Source organism: Halegenticoccus tardaugens, assembly GCF_004116405.1.
Classification (GTDB): Archaea; Halobacteriota; Halobacteria; order Halobacteriales; family Haloferacaceae; genus Halegenticoccus; species Halegenticoccus tardaugens.
On the sequence record NZ_SDIC01000005.1, the window covers coordinates 315,487 to 332,626 of the forward strand.

Annotated in this window: 9 protein-coding genes and 4 pseudogenes; 5 read left to right on the forward strand and 8 right to left on the reverse strand. The window is 52.8% G+C overall.

Annotated features, from left to right (window positions below):
- Positions 1 to 17: 17 nt before the first annotated feature.
- Positions 18 to 839, reverse strand: a complete 822-nt coding sequence (locus C3L37_RS15535) for an undecaprenyl-diphosphate phosphatase (protein WP_129115508.1) — start codon at positions 837 to 839, stop codon at positions 18 to 20.
- Positions 840 to 1,060: 221 nt separating this feature from the next.
- On the opposite strand from C3L37_RS15535, the gene C3L37_RS15540 reads away from it, so the two are divergent.
- Both C3L37_RS15540 and C3L37_RS15545 read left to right on the forward strand, forming a co-directional pair.
- Complete coding sequence (locus C3L37_RS15540) at positions 1,061 to 2,527, forward strand: O-antigen ligase family protein (protein WP_129115509.1); 1,467 nt, start codon at positions 1,061 to 1,063, stop codon at positions 2,525 to 2,527.
- On the forward strand, positions 2,524 to 3,711 hold the full coding sequence (locus C3L37_RS15545) for a glycosyltransferase (RefSeq protein WP_228546267.1): 1,188 nt from the start codon (positions 2,524 to 2,526) through the stop codon (positions 3,709 to 3,711). The genes C3L37_RS15540 and C3L37_RS15545 overlap by 4 nt, the downstream gene beginning before the upstream one ends.
- 765 nt (positions 3,712 to 4,476) lie before the next feature.
- On the opposite strand, the gene C3L37_RS15550 is transcribed toward C3L37_RS15545, so the two are convergent.
- Entirely contained in the window at positions 4,477 to 5,787 is a 1,311-nt protein-coding gene (locus C3L37_RS15550) for a sugar transferase (RefSeq protein WP_228546268.1), read from the reverse strand.
- A gap of 554 nt (positions 5,788 to 6,341) precedes the next feature.
- On the opposite strand from C3L37_RS15550, the gene C3L37_RS15555 reads away from it, so the two are divergent.
- Positions 6,342 to 7,322 carry a hypothetical protein gene (locus tag C3L37_RS15555; protein ID WP_129115511.1) on the forward strand — a complete coding sequence of 327 codons (981 nt, stop codon included), beginning with the start codon at positions 6,342 to 6,344 and terminating at the stop codon, positions 7,320 to 7,322.
- A gap of 81 nt (positions 7,323 to 7,403) precedes the next feature.
- Here C3L37_RS15555 and C3L37_RS15560 read toward each other — a convergent pair.
- From C3L37_RS15560 to tnpA, 3 genes and pseudogenes are all read right to left on the reverse strand, one after another.
- Positions 7,404 to 7,646: pseudogene (locus tag C3L37_RS15560) on the reverse strand (hypothetical protein); the annotation flags it as partial.
- Positions 7,647 to 8,076: 430 nt separating this feature from the next.
- Positions 8,077 to 9,258 carry a sulfatase-like hydrolase/transferase gene (locus tag C3L37_RS15565; protein ID WP_129115512.1) on the reverse strand — a complete coding sequence of 394 codons (1,182 nt, stop codon included), beginning with the start codon at positions 9,256 to 9,258 and terminating at the stop codon, positions 8,077 to 8,079.
- A 201-nt stretch (positions 9,259 to 9,459) separates the two neighbouring features.
- A pseudogene (tnpA, locus tag C3L37_RS15570) lies at positions 9,460 to 9,843 on the reverse strand (IS200/IS605 family transposase).
- A gap of 440 nt (positions 9,844 to 10,283) precedes the next feature.
- Here tnpA and C3L37_RS26000 point away from each other — a divergent pair.
- Positions 10,284 to 10,886: pseudogene (locus C3L37_RS26000) on the forward strand (RNA-guided endonuclease InsQ/TnpB family protein).
- A gap of 498 nt (positions 10,887 to 11,384) precedes the next feature.
- Here the strand turns inward: C3L37_RS26000 and C3L37_RS15580 are convergent.
- The 3 genes and pseudogenes from C3L37_RS15580 to C3L37_RS15590 all read right to left on the reverse strand — a co-directional run bounded on the left by C3L37_RS15580 (position 11,385) and on the right by C3L37_RS15590 (position 15,313).
- Positions 11,385 to 12,710, reverse strand: a complete 1,326-nt coding sequence (locus C3L37_RS15580; protein ID WP_129115513.1) for a hypothetical protein — start codon at positions 12,708 to 12,710, stop codon at positions 11,385 to 11,387.
- Positions 12,711 to 13,037: 327 nt separating this feature from the next.
- A pseudogene (locus tag C3L37_RS15585) lies at positions 13,038 to 13,916 on the reverse strand (RNA-guided endonuclease InsQ/TnpB family protein); the annotation flags it as partial.
- Between the two features lie 242 nt (positions 13,917 to 14,158).
- Positions 14,159 to 15,313, reverse strand: a complete 1,155-nt coding sequence (locus C3L37_RS15590; protein ID WP_129115514.1) for a sulfatase-like hydrolase/transferase — start codon at positions 15,311 to 15,313, stop codon at positions 14,159 to 14,161.
- Positions 15,314 to 15,525: 212 nt separating this feature from the next.
- Between C3L37_RS15590 and C3L37_RS15595 the strand changes: the two genes are divergently transcribed.
- Positions 15,526 to 16,956, forward strand: a complete 1,431-nt coding sequence (locus tag C3L37_RS15595; RefSeq protein WP_129115515.1) for a sulfatase-like hydrolase/transferase — start codon at positions 15,526 to 15,528, stop codon at positions 16,954 to 16,956.
- The last annotated feature ends 184 nt before the right edge of the window (positions 16,957 to 17,140 follow it).

Genomic DNA, 17,140 nt, shown 5'->3' on the forward strand with positions numbered 1-17,140 from the left:
ATGGGAGGATCTCAAGCTCAGATGAAGAGTAAGCCAACCCCGCCGACGACTGCGAGGCCGCCGAGGCCGACGCAGACGCCCCAAAAGGGGACGCGGCGGACGAGCCGCATCAGCGCGTCGATCGTGACGTAGCCGACGACGGTCGCAGTGGCGAGGGCGGCGACGGCCGCCTGCAGCGAGAGGTCCGGGAGGCCGCCTGAGTCAAGGACGGCGACGACGCCGCCGCCAATCGCCGCCGGGATCGAGAGGAGAAACGAGAGGCGGAACGAGTCCGGGCCGTCGTGACCGCGGAGCAACAGCGCGCTCGCAGTCGTCCCCGACCGGGAGACGCCGGGGAGGATGGCAAGTCCCTGCAACGCGCCGACGACGACGGCGTCGACGAGGTCGGGCCGGTCGCGGCCGCCCAGCGCGAGCGACCCGGCGAACCGCTGGAGGAGCCCGGTCGCGACGAGGAGCAGGCCGATCAGCGCGACGAATGCGCCGCCGGTCAGCTCCGAGACGAGCTGGCCGAGGAGGACGTACGCCGGGATGCCGACGACGCCAGTCGCGACCGTCGCGACGAGGAGAAACGAGAGCGTCGACGACTCCTCCTCGAACGCCCGCTCCGGCCGCCACGAGGGGACGGTGCGAAAGACGGAGAGCAGTTCGTCGCGATAGTACGCGGTCGCAGAGAGCGCCGTGCCGAGGTGCAAAAAGAGCGCATACGCGACGGCCGCCCCCGGGCTCGATCCTATGGCCGTTAGTGCGATGGCGAGATTCCCCTCGCTGGAGACGGGGAGCCACTCGAAGATTCCCTGCAGGACGCCCGCGACGAGGGCGACGATGAGGTCGCGATCCATACCTACCATGGGAAATCGCTCGTATAAAGTCGATTCGACTGACAGTGCACCGATGGAGAGGAACGCAGAATCCGCCGAACCGGAACGTGCGGACAGCTCCGGTCCGGTTTTCGGACCCTGTTCGCGCGAGTCATTAGAATTCCGTCAATACACGTGACGGAGAATAGTAACGTGGCCGGGACGTTTATGATTCGGGATTTCAGAACATCACCCGAGAACGGATGAAACGATTCCTCGACATCTTTGCCGTCGTTCCGCTTGCAGCAGCGGTTCTCATGGACGCGGATTTCGAGGCGGAGTGGCTTACGGTGAGCAATCTGCTCTATTTGCTCTTGCTCTTCGCCGCGATCGGGTTCGTGTGGCACGCATATCGGGGCGACGCGCTCGATCTGGCGTTCGTTTCGACGCTGCTCGTCCCGTATGTATTGTCCTGCCTGCTGCTCATCGGCCTAATACTCACGTTGAACGAGTCGGGATTCCCTGAGCCAGGGCGGGCGCTGAAGTTCGGCATCGTCTACCTCCTATCGCTGTTCGTGGTAGCTGCGAACGCGGAGCCGATTGAGTCGCTCAAGCGAACCGTCGGCTACGTCCTCGCCTTCGCGATCGTGCTCGGAGCATTCTTTACGCATCTGCCGGAGATCGCTGTCGGCAGTGGGCTTGTTGGCTTCGCGGTCCGCTCAGGCCTCCTGATGGGCCTTTGTATGTTCATCTTCCCGCGGTATGTCTCTCGCGATGCCTTCCTCTGGACGGTCGGCGTGATCTCGGCCGTCGTCATTGCGATCAGTCTGCCCGTGTACGTTCTCGGAGAGTACACGCTGTTTGGGCTGTCGTTCGAGCTGTGGGGGACGAGAAAGATGCTGCCGCTCGTCGGCGTCAAGTTCCAATTACTCGAATCAATGTTCGGCAACCCCAACACTATGGGCGGACTGGCGTTCGCGGGGACGGTCGGCGCGGCGATGGCGGCGCACCGATCCTACATCAATGGGTCGATCCCAGGCGTCTGGCTCCTCCCCGCGGGGTTGTTCTTCCTCAACGGTTTCGGTCTGTACTTGTCGTACAGCCGGGCGGCGTGGCTTGCGGCTACCGTCACGTTGTCTCTGTACGGCTTCTACGTCCTGTTCGGCCGGAATACCGTCCCGATCGGCTTCACGGCGATCGTGGGAGGAGTTGTTCTACTCTTCGCCGCGATGTTCCTATCAATCGTGGAGATCAGCACCAGCGGCCGGTTTACCCTCTGGGGTGCGGGTTTCCGCGCGATTGTCGACAACCCGTCGCTCTTCGGAGCGGGGATAATCGATCCGGCGGAGCCACTCGAGCCGTACTTACAGGGACGCTACAGCGGCTTCAGTCCGCACAACTCGTACGTCTCGATCTTCCTCCGGGCGGGGCTACTCGGCGGGCTCGCGTACCTCGTTCTCACAGTTGGGAGCGTCCTCTACGGTGCGTACATTAAGAGCGAGGTCGACGTCTCAATGCTCGCATTCGCGACTGGCTTCGGGATCCACCACATGTTCGAAGCGTATACCTTGTACCAGTACGAATTTGCCGCCGTCTGTGGGGCGATCGTCTTCGGATACCTCGTTCTCGACGGATCGCCGCCGCTCGACGAGGTGCCAACCGCGTCGGCGCTGTCGAGCAAGCTCAGGGGCGCGCGGAACGTCAACCTATCTCGGGGTAACCGACTGTGAGCGGCGATTCCGATCGGCACGGCGGCCGCGAGAACGCGTCGCAGCGAGATAGCGAAACACTCCAGGAGACGTCCATGAAGATACAGCAGATCAGTAAGTTCTACTACCCATACGTCGGCGGACTCGAACAGGTCGTACAGACGCTCGCGGAGGGCTTTCACGGAAACGGGCACGCAGTCCGCGTGTTGGCGTCCGCAGAGAACGGGAGGGGCGCGCGCGAGCGTGTGAATGGCGTGCCGGTCATCAGGGCGACGACCGTCGCCACGCTCCAGTCAGTACCGATCTGCCCGACGCTCCCAGCGCACCTCAGGAAGGTGAGTCGCGACGCCGACCTGCTGCACTTTCATCTCCCGAATCCGGCGGCCGTCGCCTCGCACTTTCTGGCCGGGTCGGACCGCCCTCCGATCATCGTCACCTACCACAGCGACATCGTAAAGCAGGCGGCCGCGCTCGAAGCGTACCGGCCGATCCTGCGCCGGTTCCTCGACCGCGCGGACCGTATCATCGTCACCTCGCCGAATCTCCTCGACCACTCGGCGCACCTCGAACCGTTCGCCGACAAGTGCGAGGTCGTCCCGCTCTCCATCGACCTCGACGAGTTCAGCGAGTACGACGGTCCAACGTACGATCTCCCCGGCGATTCGTCGCGTCCGACCCTGCTTTTCGTCGGGCGGCTGAGCTACTACAAGGGGGTCGAGTACCTGATCGACGCAATGGCTGACGTCGACGCCGACCTCCTCGTGGTCGGCGGCGGCGAGCGGCGCGAGACGCTCGAACGGCGGGCGCGGAACCGTGGCGTCGACGGCGACGTCTCGTTCCTCGGGAAAGTCCCGGGGGAGATGCTGCGGTACTGCTACGAGGCGGCCGACGTGTTCGTGCTCCCCTCGATCGCTCCGAGCGAGGCGTTCGGCGTCGTCCAGCTCGAAGCGATGGCGACCGGGACGCCGGTCGTCAACACCGACCTCCCGACCGGCGTGCCCTGGGTGAGCAGAGACGGCGAGACGGGGCTGACCGTCCCTCCCAAGGACGCGGCCGCCCTCACTGGGGCGATCAATGACCTGCTCGGGGACGCGGAGCAACGGCGAACATACGGTGCGAACGCGCGCGAACGAGTCGAACGTCGCTTCACCACGGAGCGCATGCTCGAAGGCACGGAGGCGGTGTACCGCGACGCGATGAACTGACGGGGCGTGTCATCACAGAAGAACAATAAATTTACACGTCTAATTCTGTAACGGTAAATAATAACAATCGACGCGGGCTGACGTAATTCGGATTCGGAGGTAAATCCACTGATTCTGAGATAGTTGACAAGGAGTACGGTTCGGGGCTCACACCGGCGAGGGCATAGAATCGCCCAAGACCGGTGTCACAGTGGTTCAAGCAGGAAGCCCACGGCTTTAGCCGTGGGAGGAGTGCGACGCTGGCGGCGGTTTCGCAACGCTTTTGCTCCGTGGCAGCCTCTCTCATGGTGGCCGAACGGCGTTGCGTCCATCGGGAAGTTCGTTCGACAAAGGCACTCGTCGCGGGCGGTGCAACTCCGGCGAGAAAACCGCTTCGTGGGGCGAACGGCCGCCCTCTCCGTGGACGGGCGCGAGGTCCAGTGTGGACCACCTGTACCGGACGGCCAAAGAGCCTCAAGCGGTTCGCCACCCTCCCTGCGGAGGCAGGAGACACGGCGTCCGTCCGGGTTGGGTGCCGGTCAGCGCACCCGCCGAGAAATCGGAGCAAGCGGTCGGGACGACGAAGGCGAACGTAGCTCCACACTCGTACCGTCTCGCGGGTGCGAGACGGTCAGAGCCGGAGTCCACGACCAATCAAAGTGGTGTGCGGAACCCCTCCGCGGTGGACGGGTTCTCTGCAACCCGCCTACGGCGCTCATTGAAGCGCGGGCCGAAACCCCACCGGGCGGCGCGGTGCCGTTGCGGTGCGGGGGGAAGCCCACGACTTCAATCGTGGGTAGCTGACCGGAACTCGCGGACGATCTTCCACACCTGCCGGATCACGATCTTGACGTCGAACCAGAACGACTGGCGTTTTATATACTCGACGTCGTAACGGAGCTTCGTGTTCGGCTGGGTGCTGGAGACGTCGTGGATCTGCGCGAAGCCGGTCAGGCCGGGTTTGACGAACCATCGTTTCCGCCACTCTTCGGTCTCCCGTTCGATCTGCGCTTCCTCGTCCGTCCACACGGCCCGCGGCCCGACGACGCTCATCTTGCCGGTCAGGATCGACCAGAGCTGGGGGATCTCGTCGAGGTGGGTCTTGCGGAGGACGCGTCCGACGCGGGTGATGCGGTCGTTCTCGTCGTCGTCCGTCGGCGTCACCGACTCGCTGTCGGGGAGCATGGTCCGGAACTTGTAGATCCGGAAGGTGTCACCGAACTCCGCGGTCCGCTTTTGCCCGTAGAACACCGGACCGGGGCCGTCAAGTTTGATCGCGATCGCGATCAGGAGGACGAACGGCGAAGCGGCGAGCAGTCCAGCCGCGGCGAAGGAGATGTCGAACAGGCGCTTTACGAACTGATCCTGCCAGTCGAGCGGGGAGAGGTCGACCTCGACCAAATCGTCAGTCGAAAGGGCATCGCTCGTCAACACGTCGTTGGCCTGGTCACGGTGGACCTTGGCCGTTACGCCGTGGCCGTAACACACGTCGAGCACCCCGAAGAACTCCTGGCTCTTCGACTGACTGAACGCCAAGATTGCAGTGTCAACGTCATGCTCAACAAGAATGTCGTTAAGCTGTGACAGCCCACCGAGGTGTTCAAGTTCCGCAAGCGGATCTGTGACGATAACCTGTCCGCGACCGTCATCTGCAAGTCGGCCGTCGTCAGTGACTTGGTTGTCGTCCACGACTTGACCGCCGTCCGCAACCGGACCGCCGTCCGTGTACGGCGTCGCAGCCGCGCCGTCACCGCCGGTAGCTATCGGCGGCTCTCCGGGCGAGATATAGCCGACAATCGGCGCGTCCGCGAGTCGGTAGACTGTTCGGATGTTCTCGTGGGTGTCGCCAATGATGACGATGCGTTCCTCCCGAGTTCGGTTCCACTGTCGGAGGGCGACGAACCACGCCGGGAGCACGATGAGAAGAACAAGCGTCGTCGATACGAGTGTTATCCGCGGGAGCCGGAACGTGTAGTCAAAGTACCCGACCGTCGTGAGGATGAACGCACCGAGAAACACTCGCTTTTGCGTCAGTGAAATGACATCACTGATCCGGCGTGGCTGGGGTTTGAAAAGCGGCATAAGAACGGTGGTCATGACGAGGAATACCGCGCTGGCTGGAAGCAGAAGCGATTCAGGGGACAACCTGGACACCGGGAGCCGTCCGAAGATAGGAACTTTCGCGGACACTTCGTGGACGATGCTAAGATTTACGAGGTACAGGACGCCGACGATGGCCAGGGAAGCCCCAACGAAACTGACGACCCGGTACCACCTACTGGAAGCCATTTGATCCGTAATTTCGGGTCTTAGGATATTATTATCGGTCTGTTAATCACCTCTCAGGCTGCTATCTTGGCTATCAACCAATCATACAACCTATTGAAATTGATCCAAATTAGAGCCAGGGGTGGTTGTTCAAATAGACAATCGTGAGCAGCTAAACAACCAGAATAGTAATTAAAACGGTTTAGATAGTTCAATTCATCTTTTTAAAGGCTGTGAATAAGTGATAGAAGTCTAAATACTCATTAGACTTCAATCTGAGGAATGATTTGAGTTATATAGGAGGTGAAGAGGGGCTCATAGCTCATCGATTTCAGAGTAGTTTTTTAGACGGCATTCTTAGAGTGCCTTACTGCGCATCAAACATGAACCAGAAAATGATACGGGAGTACTTGACGTTGGGAGCAAAAGCGGCTGAAAATCCTCAAAAAGCGGTATACAAGATTAAGGAATCTATTGGGGCAGTGCCCGCCGAGGTACACACAAAATGGAAAACAGATGGTCTACCAAGGCAAGCAAAGAAAGTACAGGCCCTTCGGCAAGAACAAGAGTATCTTCTTATTGTACTTGATGCGTGCCGTTACGATATATTTTCCAGTATCGCTCCAGAGTATTTAACGTTCAAGTCGCTAGAGTCAGTACGAAGCGAGGGAAGGAATACGTTCGAGTATGTTTCCAAATGCTGGAATGGGACATATGAGGACGTAGAATACATTAGTGCAGCTACCCCTGTGAACAGTGATCCACGCGAAGATTATGATAACGATACTCTGTCTCAGCTTTATCAAGGATATGTTCCATCTGAGCACATCAACAAAATCCGCGATGTTTGGCGTGAATCATGGGACGAAAGCATTGGTATTACTCCTCCCGAGGCCGTCACGGATGCTACACTCGAAATAAGCGGCCAAAAAGCCGTCGCACATTACTTCCAACCACATGCACCATACATTGGGCGGCAGTCTTTACTCGGGCACACAAACGACGATTCTTCTCGCCCATGGGAGGGAGAACCAGTCGATGTTCCAGTTTGGGAACAGGTGAAATTTGGTGACCTCTCTCGTAAGGAACTACGAGCAGTGTACGAAAGCAACCTACATAGGGTATTGCGAGAAGTACGTCGGTTAGTAGACGAGACAAAGATCGAGACAATAGTTGTAATGGGTGATCACGGAGAAGCACTGGGAGAATACTGGGCATATGAACACCCACGAATTGAACATCCATACATTAGAATGGTGCCGTGGGGGGTTGTTAATGGGGTAAGTGAGTACCCTGATAAGGATGATCATGAGACAACTAATTCCGACGTGACTTCTAGACTAGAGGACCTGGGTTATCTTTAGGTATACAACCCCGCCTTACTTCGCTCACCCATATGGGATTCGCTTCATTAAGGGTGAGGCTTTGATGTGAACTCCCGGTAATTAATCGCCAGCAATAGGCTTGTGACTCTTGCCGTTCACCGTCTCACCATATATATGCACGTCTGCTGGTTCGTCTCCGCTCCGCGACGTGGGCGAGGAACGGAGCCGGTATCGTCGTTTCCGAGCGTACCGCAGCCCGATATTCTTCGCCGTCGCAAAGTCGCGAAGCGACTTTGCTGCCCGTCAGGTCGCACGCGATCTGACGACTGCGTTGTAGTCCGCGTTTACCTCGTAGCCGCACTTCTAGCAACAGAACTACTCACATAACTGTAGGGCGAGGAAGCCCACGACTCGAGTCGTGGGAGGGATCGCCTGTCTTTGGTCGCAAACGCCGGAATCGGAAGGATTACGCCCATCCGCGGCGTTTTGTACGACACTGCCGAGCGGCCAAAACGGACGCTTGGTAGGGGCCTCCGTAGGCAGGCCCTGAACTCGGGGACTATGACCGCGAACGTGACGCCACTGGCCACTCCGTTCCCACTGTTGGGATTGAGCGTGAGAACACCGGGAATTAAAGCCGGGTGTGTCGGCTTCGGACGCAGACCACGGGACGGAACACCACGCAGGAATCCCCTCCGTGTGCCCGTCCTGCCGCCGTGAACCGCCCCCACGAGTGACCGAGTCGTGTGCCGAAACCGTCGGGGGAAAGCCCACGACTGTAGTCGTGGGTAGCTTACTCAATATAACCTAAGTGGCGTAGTGATTCTTCAGCCACTTCTTGCACTTGTTGTTTTTCTCCGGTCTCTCCTTTTTGTTTCACATTTTCAATATAATGTTCTGCGTCGCTGAATGAGATCTCAGGCGCACCATGAATCCGTGCATTCCGTAATTGGAATCGAAGATAGGATGCAGCATTTTCCCGAGCATACTCTCTCCACGGAACTCGAGCTAATTGATATAATGCGAATGGCAACCGGTGCAGAATTCCTGATTGTGGGAAAACGTAACCACCACTTGGAGACCAAGCAGATTCGTAGTCTACAGTATACTCACCGACAGGTGTCGATTTTCTCATGGTATGGAAGGTTACTCCGTGGCTTGCTAGCTGCTCTTGAGTTATGTCTCGACCTATTGGTTGAATTGGTGTAGAAAACTTAAGATCTAAGAGGGAAGCTATTGTTGGTGTGAGGTCCATGTGTCGGAGTACACGATCTTTGATGCTCGAGTTGTCGATATCCGGATGGATGAAAGCTGTCGGGACAAAAACGTGTTTGGGATGAATTGGTGGACTATGCGAAATCATCCCGTCCTCACCTAAGAGCTCTCCATGATCACTTGTATAAATAATAAGGGTGTCATCCAATAACCCTTTCTCCTCGAGCGACTCCACTCTCGACCAGAACCATTCAGAATCTTTCGCAATTGCTCTCCGATATTCCGAAGCAAATTGTTCACGAGGAGAAGCTCCGCGTTCCTCATAGTACTCCCACCCATCTCCCTCAAAATCCCCGTAGGGAGCGTGACCACCAGGTCCTCGCTCAACCACAACAAAAGGTGGTTCGATTGATGATAGGGTGTTCGGTGGTTGAACGTTCGTATTCAATGTGTTTGCGATAATACTGTCTTCGCTTGGTTCGAATCGAACATCATTAATTGAGTTGATAAACGCTGTAGAAAGTGAGGTATTCAGTAAATTCGGCACATCAGTAGGGAGAGCATCGGTAAACTGGGCTACCTGGTGTTGAGGAAGGTAAGTGCCAGAAACAATGCTTGCAATACTTGTAGGTGAGTGAATCCCCGCGGCAATGGTTTTAATACTCAAGCCTTGATTTAAAATATCATCCGGCCCAAAGTCCCATCTGACTGCGTCTGCAACATAGACGTATACGTTTTTGACATCCAAATCGAGTAGCATCAGGCTAAAGGATTAACTATAGGTATAAAAAAGTAGTGTGACCCAGTAGCCGAAATGTAGCACAAATATCGTTTATAACCGATCATATGAATAGAGAGAACTGGTATTTTGCTGTGGAATACCGCGGTCGGCCCTATTTACAGGAAATACAGCAAGAGCGGCCCGGGGCTTGACCCCGAGGGTGAATCGCGTAAGTCCGATTCAAACAGGCTCCGTGCGCTTGACGTGTCGTCTCACAGTCCGGCTGCTCATTTCTCCTGCCGTTCCCACGTAAAACGAATGTTCTCAGAAGCCACAGCCCCAAAACACTCGTTCCAACATTGGGTGTGCTGTTCCCTCATCTCTCGGGCGGTGACGCTCTTAATCGTTCGAATGATTTCGCTCGGAGCGTGTTTCAGGTGTGCCACCAGGAACAGATGCACGTGGTCCGGTACTATATGCAACGAGAGAATGTCGTATCCGTACCGTTCGGCCACGTCCTGGATGCTCCGCTCGAGTCAGGTACTCACGACTTCAGTCGTGGGCTTCCGCCTCGAAATTGTGTGAAGCTTTGATCCGGTCCAGTATCGCGTGTCGGTACTTCAGGCATCAAATAAAGTGATAGTTGGTTGTATAGACCGTATGGCTTCCTTGACATCCTCGACACGACTACATCAAAGAATATCGGAAAAACGGTCGCAAGACCGGGCGACTCAAGTTGCAAGGTCCGGGAGAAGTTCGGTCGGTACCGTACTAGTCGGAAGGTTTGAACGTCAATCACTCGACGGACCACAACGACGACTTCGGGACGCTCACTCTCTCAAAATTCGGCGAGATACCGATCCGCGCATACCGCGACCTGCCGAACACGGAGAACCTCAAGCGACGATCCTCAAGAAGGAACGAACCGGCGACTGGTTCGCCTGCCTTGTGGTCGAAGTCGATCAACCTGAGAAACCCAGCCCGGACGAAATCGACTCGCCGATTGCATCGGCGTAGATCATGACATTCAATCGTACATTCACATGAGCCAATCTTTCGGTCGAATGCTCAACCTCTCCGACGAGTACGACCAATACGCCCGCGAACAACGGTCGCTCGACCGGAAACAACGCGGGTCGGCGAACTGGGAGGAACACCGCCAGAAGGTCGCCAGAGCGAAGCGACGAGTTCGATGGAAAGTACTCGACTTCCAGCACAAGCTTTCGACATGGCTCGTTCGGGAATACGATGTGGTGGCGGTCGAAGACCTCGACATGAAGCCGATGTTCGAAACCAGCCAGTTGGCGAAGAACAAACAGACACAGCGTAGACGGTTTCTCGACCTACTCAAATATAAGGGCGACCTTCACGGAACTCACTTCGTTCGAATAAACGCTTGCGGCACGACGAAAGAGTGCACCAAGTGTGGCGTCGAAACCAGCAAGCCGCCGTAGGTGCGGGAACATTCGTGCCCGGCGTGTAGTCACACCGAGGACCGCGACCTAAACGCGGCGAAAAACATCCTCGACAGGGGACGCAATTCTCTTCATGTAGGGTCGGGACGGTACGAATCACCGCCTGTGCAGACTGTGCTCCCTGGGTTTGCTCGTTATTCAGGACGAGGAGATGCAAAGCACGCCGTGGAGGTAGGAAGCTCCGCGGCTTGACCGCGAGTACGTTCACGTTTTCAGGAGGGATCGCCCTAGTTTCTGATTAGATTTAAATATATATATATATATATATATATATATATATATATATACGATGTAACGACTCCGGGTTACATAGTAGGAGTGGTGAGATAAGAACGATCTGTTGTGACATCCTCCCACGACTCAAGTCGTGGGCTTCCCACGCCGGTTTGGGAACGTACGTTTCCGACCCGACACGCCGATGGGAGTGCCACGCCCCCGTTACTCCTATCCCGTGAAGGAATCGGAGGTATCTGGTTGTTTAACGTCGGTCTGGTTGTCCGAAGGCTTACGTTTTGCTGAGGCAAACACCAAGTCAACTGCCAGTTCTCGGACAGTCAATTACGACGGGAATCCGTCGCAACGACAATCACAGAAACGCAGTGTGGGCACTCATACTTTGCGGTTTCAGTGGTTGAGAACCGTGCGGCGATTCATCCCACGACTTCAGTCGTAGGTTTTCTCGCCTAATCTCTATAAGAAGTCAGAAATACTTTCAATTTGGCGGCGACGTCCGCGAAGCACAACATGTGTGATCACATATGCAACAAAAATTGCGAGAGTCACTGGAACAACAACACGGAGCCAAATAGACTTCACTCCCCAAGCAATGCTCGTTGGGAGCATAGACACAATGCCGAGTAGGATAAGAGGGGAAATGCCACGCGAAAGCCAGGTCCGCGCTTGAGTCCTCATATGATGAACCACCTTGAGAACATAACCAAATATGCCGCCACCTAGGAACAACCCCAAGGCTCCAAAGTTTAGATAAAGTTCACCGAGCATGAGCGCAGGAAAAGTGATGTAGTCTCGCTGCTGACCAATCACGATCTCCTGCAACTGGTTACCATATGAAGCCGGCATACCTTCCCATCGAATTCCCAGCGTGTGTACAAAGGTTGCACCCCACTGATACGGGTGGGACGAAGGCACTGCATCGATAACATGCATGAGCACTTCAAGGCGTATTGTATCAATCAGTCCCTGAGACACAAGCATCATTAAGTGCGCGCCACGATCCGCGAAGATTGCCTCAAACATAGTATAGCTCATACCTACGGTGAAAAGCGCCGCAGCACCGCCTATTAAATATGAACGAGGAAGTTGGTCCGTATCCTCTGCGTAAAGGAGAATGTACGCAGCCGGGATAACGAGGTTCATACGTGAACGTAGTGAGAGGACAATAGCAAACGTTATTGAGAGAATAGCCGCGAGTACATAATAATCAAATTTCGTGAGGTTGTCACGACGTATTTCAGGACGATACGCTAAAAAGATTGTCACCATTCCAGCCATAATTCCGGCGTATGCGAGGAAGCTAAAGCGTGCTGTATCCGGAGCTGCAAACGCTGTTCGAGGAGTAATAGTCAGTAGTCGAATGAATCCTCCATTAACGAAGACATAGTATAGATACGTGAAAATGCCGGTCAAAAACCCGATTACCCCAAGTCCAAAGAGGACTCGTCGATCGATGTCGTCTGTGTCAGGGAAAAATCGATTCGATCTGGAATACGATTGCGTCCGTGGTGATGTTCGAGAATATACACCAACAATTACACAGTATGTGAGGAATGCGATCCCCAACGTCAGCGTTAACGAGCCGCTAGGATCGTTTAGTGATTCTCCAAAATGATACTTATTGGTAAATAGCAAAAACCAAGCAGGGCCAATAATATAATACAACATAATGACGTTTACTAATACAATAGGGTGAAACAGATCCTCGCCGACACGGCGCCAGGAAGTAAAACCAACAGAGATGCTAAAGACGAGTGCCAGAAAAATACCTGCAAGATTCATCTTTCTAAGTGTGATTCAGCACCATCGGTAATTGAGTACTTATACGATTCACCCACAATCTGTAAGTCATACTCAATTTTATAATGAGAGCTTCTAATCGAGGCGGGTAGAGTATCATCTGATGCCATCATTGGTTATCCGTCTCATGAATGTCTTTCTACTCGGAAAATATAAACACTTCCATTTTTCCTTTGGCATTCATACTGTCTTTTTAGCCAATAAAGGAAAAACATGATCTATATCCATTATTATCTATTGTCGTGTGAAGAGTAAAAATATCGGATCATCTTCAACAACTACTTTATGAATGGAGCTGTGTGAACTACCCTACTCACTCACGGCTGACGCCGTTCGCTCCCTGAGGGCAGGGCTTCCTGCTCCCACGACGCGCTTTGCAGGAACCGTAGTGGTTCCCGTAGGGAGCGTAGTCTCCACAGGCGTTCGAAAATCGCGTAGCGATTTTCGCAACTCATCAGGATCGCACCGCGATTCTGAGGACGTTGATTCGGAGTGAACAACTCCTACTTGATCGAGGCCGCGAGAAAGAATGTTCAGCGCCGCGTTCGCGTCTCTGTCCGCTTCGAATCCGCACGATGGACACGAGTGTTCGCGGACCCACAACGGCTTGTCGGTCGAAACACCGCACTGCGAACACTCCTTGGTCGTCCCCCTCGGGTCAACCGGAACGTAGTGCGTGCCTTTGCGGTCGCACTCATATTCAAGCATCCGCAGGAACGTTCCCCGCGACGCCGACGCTCGGTTACGGCTGTTCGACGGAAGTCCCATCAGTTCCTTCGCGTCAAGGTCTTCGACCGCGACGAGGTCGTGTTCCCGAGCGTAGTATGCGGACAGTCGGTGAAGGAAGTCCCGACGCTTCCATTTCAGATCGGCGTGACGGTGGGCAACGATGCGCCGTTGCTTCTCATAGTTCGCCGATCCGTGTTCCTTTCGCGAAAGCTTGCGTTGTTCACGTTCAAGTCGCTCGCGTTCGTCGGAAAGGTCGAGTGATCCGACCGAGAATCCGTCCGAGTAGTGAGTATGCGAGAGAATCGCTACGTCGATGCCGACGCACTGCTCGGGGTTCTCGGGTTTCGGCGGCGCGTCGTTCTCGGTTTCGAGTCCGAGGACGGCGAACCACTCACTGGTAGGTTCTCGCTTGACCGTGACTTGCTTGACCGTCGCGTCATTGGGGGTTTCGCGGTGCCATCGAGGACTTCGTGGCCGTCGATTTCGAACCGATCCATTACGAGTGTATAGACCATGGATAGACAAAAGTGTATCGTGTACGTGGGCCTGTGGGCCTGCTACCGGACACGTTTGAGAACTGTGCGCGTTGACGAGACGCTGCGCGTCTCGTTCGCACACAAGAGCTTCGTTCTTGTAAACGCTGTATCCACTCCCTACTCGCGCCTCCGGCGCTCGTTGAGGAAGGGGACGTAGCGCCTCGATTAGGTTAAATATCCTAAGTTTTTCAAACGCTCTTTCTCATTCTCACTTAGACCGTGTGCGTATCCTTCTTCTCTAGACAATTGATCTGTGAATGTGTCAATATTTTCTTTGCTTTTAGACTCCGAGTGAGTTGGCGATCCGAATAATTCAGTGTTTTTTATATAATATCTAATAAGCTTAGTTGGATTGGCTACCAAATTCTCTCTAGCCGGCGCGTCTCTAAATTGAGAAATAGCGTAAATAAATCTGTAGAAAGTCTTATTTTGAGCGAAAACATGGCCACCGTTGTAATCCCATGCTGATTCAGCTGTATAAAATTTCCTTCCTTTTCGAACGATGTTTATATGGTTGTAACCCCAATCTCGCATCCGATCCCTAGAAAAGAGATCCACACCTGAAGTGGTAAGTGCGTTACCATAACCAATAGAAGAAAGCATGGTTTGAACGAGATCTACGTGTTCGATAATTTCAGATTGTGGGTTAATTTGAAAGTCTTCCTCTTGCAATTGGGGGTTGATGAAGACTGTAGGGACATAAACTAGTTCTGGACAAGTTGGAGATCCATGACCCTTCGTTCCGTATTCACCAAACAGTTCTCCATGGTCACTAGTGAAGACAATGAGCGTATCCTCAAGTAATCCAGAGTCTTCAAGATAATCTAGCCGTTTTTGAAATCGATTCACACTTTGTTTAATACCGCACTTATAATCACGACGCATCTGCTGCCAATCATTTCCTCGATCATTATAATACTCCTGTACAGTGTCAGGAGCGTTTTTCCCAAAAGGAACGTGAGGGTAAGAGTTCCGTTCAACATGTAAAAATGGTGGTTTTAAATCACTTAGATCGACTGCTTCATCCTGTTTTAGAATTCGGAATACTGTAGCTTCTGTACCTTCAGCATGATCTCGATATCCAGTGTGAAGTCCGTCCAGTTCAAAGATGGTAGGAGTATCGGGAGCGAGGACGTCACCCCAATTGTGAACTTGGTGTTGGACGGGGTAGAGCCCAGTACCTAAAGTAGCGAACGACGGGGCGCTAAAATTGGATTGCGCCACTGTCTTAAAGGTGACACCAAGCTCAGAGATGGTGTCGGGTAGATAATCCCACCGAAGGCTATCGGCGACGTAGATGTGGACATTTTTGAAATTCATTGACCAACTGGATCGTCCTCTTGAGAATCTATAAATCTATCTGCCAGAATTGTTGTTCCAGTCACACATGCAAATGCCGACGATTACGATAATCGAGATGCTATTCATATAAAATATTGAGTATTATATCTAAAAATTCATTCAGGAATTAAGAGTATACAAGTAATACCGATAGATTTTACAGGCTTTCCAGTGTGAGTCACAGGTAACATATGAATATCCTCGTTTATGTAATTGATTGTCTTCGAAGTGACCATGTTTCGTGTTATGGCTATTCACGCGAAACAACACCCAATATAGATGCAGTAGCTGCGGATGGAATTCAGTATACTCAGTGTTTTTCTCCAGCGACCTGGACGAGACCAGTTAGCGTTTCCTTACTTACAGGATCTTATCCACCAACACATGGAGTTCGACATCGGAATAATATTTTCCCATCAGATCTCAAGCGCCTCCCCCAGTACCTTTCTGAAGCAGGTTTCAAGACGGTTGGAGCATCGACTATGGGAAACGTTTCTAGTACGCTTGGATACGACGTAGGGTTTGATACATATTACGACATCTATAAAGAAGAAGAAATTATTCAAAAACGACAACGGGCGTCAACTGACCGAGAGAAGCTCTTACATGAGGACCGTGAAGAAATTGCTCTACCCCGTGGTGAGGACATTAACAAGTACCTTGAGCCAGAGTTTGAGTGCGCAAATGACGATTTATTCGCCTTTGCATGGAGCATCGATCCGCATATGCCTTTAGACCCACCAAATGCTTACAAGGACTTCCTCGATACAAATTATGAGGGCCCTATCGACGGGAGTTTTGAGACTCTCCCAGATGAATTCACTACATCAGATCTTAATCGACTGCAGGACCTATACGATTGTGAAATACAATACACAGATTCACAATTTGGAAAGTTAGTAAATAAACTAAAGCAGATAGGGGAATACGAGGAAAGTTTGATAATAGTTATGGGCGATCATGGAGAAGCATTTTACGAGCACGATCATATTTTCCATGGGTCTGTCCCGCATGATGAAGTACTCCACGTACCCTTAGTAATAAAGCCACCAAAAGGTACTATCCAAGAACCTCAAAGGATATCTAATATTGTTTCCCTTATTGATGTTCTACCCACAATACTTGAGATTATGAACATAGACGTTCAGGAGGAACACATCCAAGGTAAAGCCATACCTCCTTTTAATCCGAACTATGATAATGAGAGGAGTGTGTATTCAGAAACACATATCCGCGATTTCAAACCCGCGTATTATTCTGTGAGGAATACTGACTGGAAATATATAGAAACAAAACGTTCTTCACTTATTCAAACATTAAAGTTAATGTATAATCGAAGGGGAGAATTATCAAATAGAAAGTATGTGTTGAAAACTATTAAGGATGCCGTGATCGACGAAGTTTTTAATAAGGAAAAGAAATTATTGTACAATATTAAGAAAGATCCGGGAGAATTATATAATGTGGCAAAAGAACGTCCAGATATTACAGATGAATTAGAAACACAGCTAGTTGACTGGCTTGACGAGTGCGCCAGACTAAATAATCAGATTCGTACGGTAAATGAAGAAATAGATTCAGAGACAATGGAACAACTTCAACAATTAGGATACACTGATTGAAATTGTATACTAATGGTGAGTGAAGAGCCATTAATTTGGGTTTGGTAACAAATGTCTGGGAATATTGAATAACAAGGAGAACCTATTGATGTGTATACTGGGGCATTTCAGCAATGGTGGAAAGATGGTTGAATTCCTAACACGTACAGTGAGTCCAAGTTTTAGTTTACATTTGAAGGAGGGT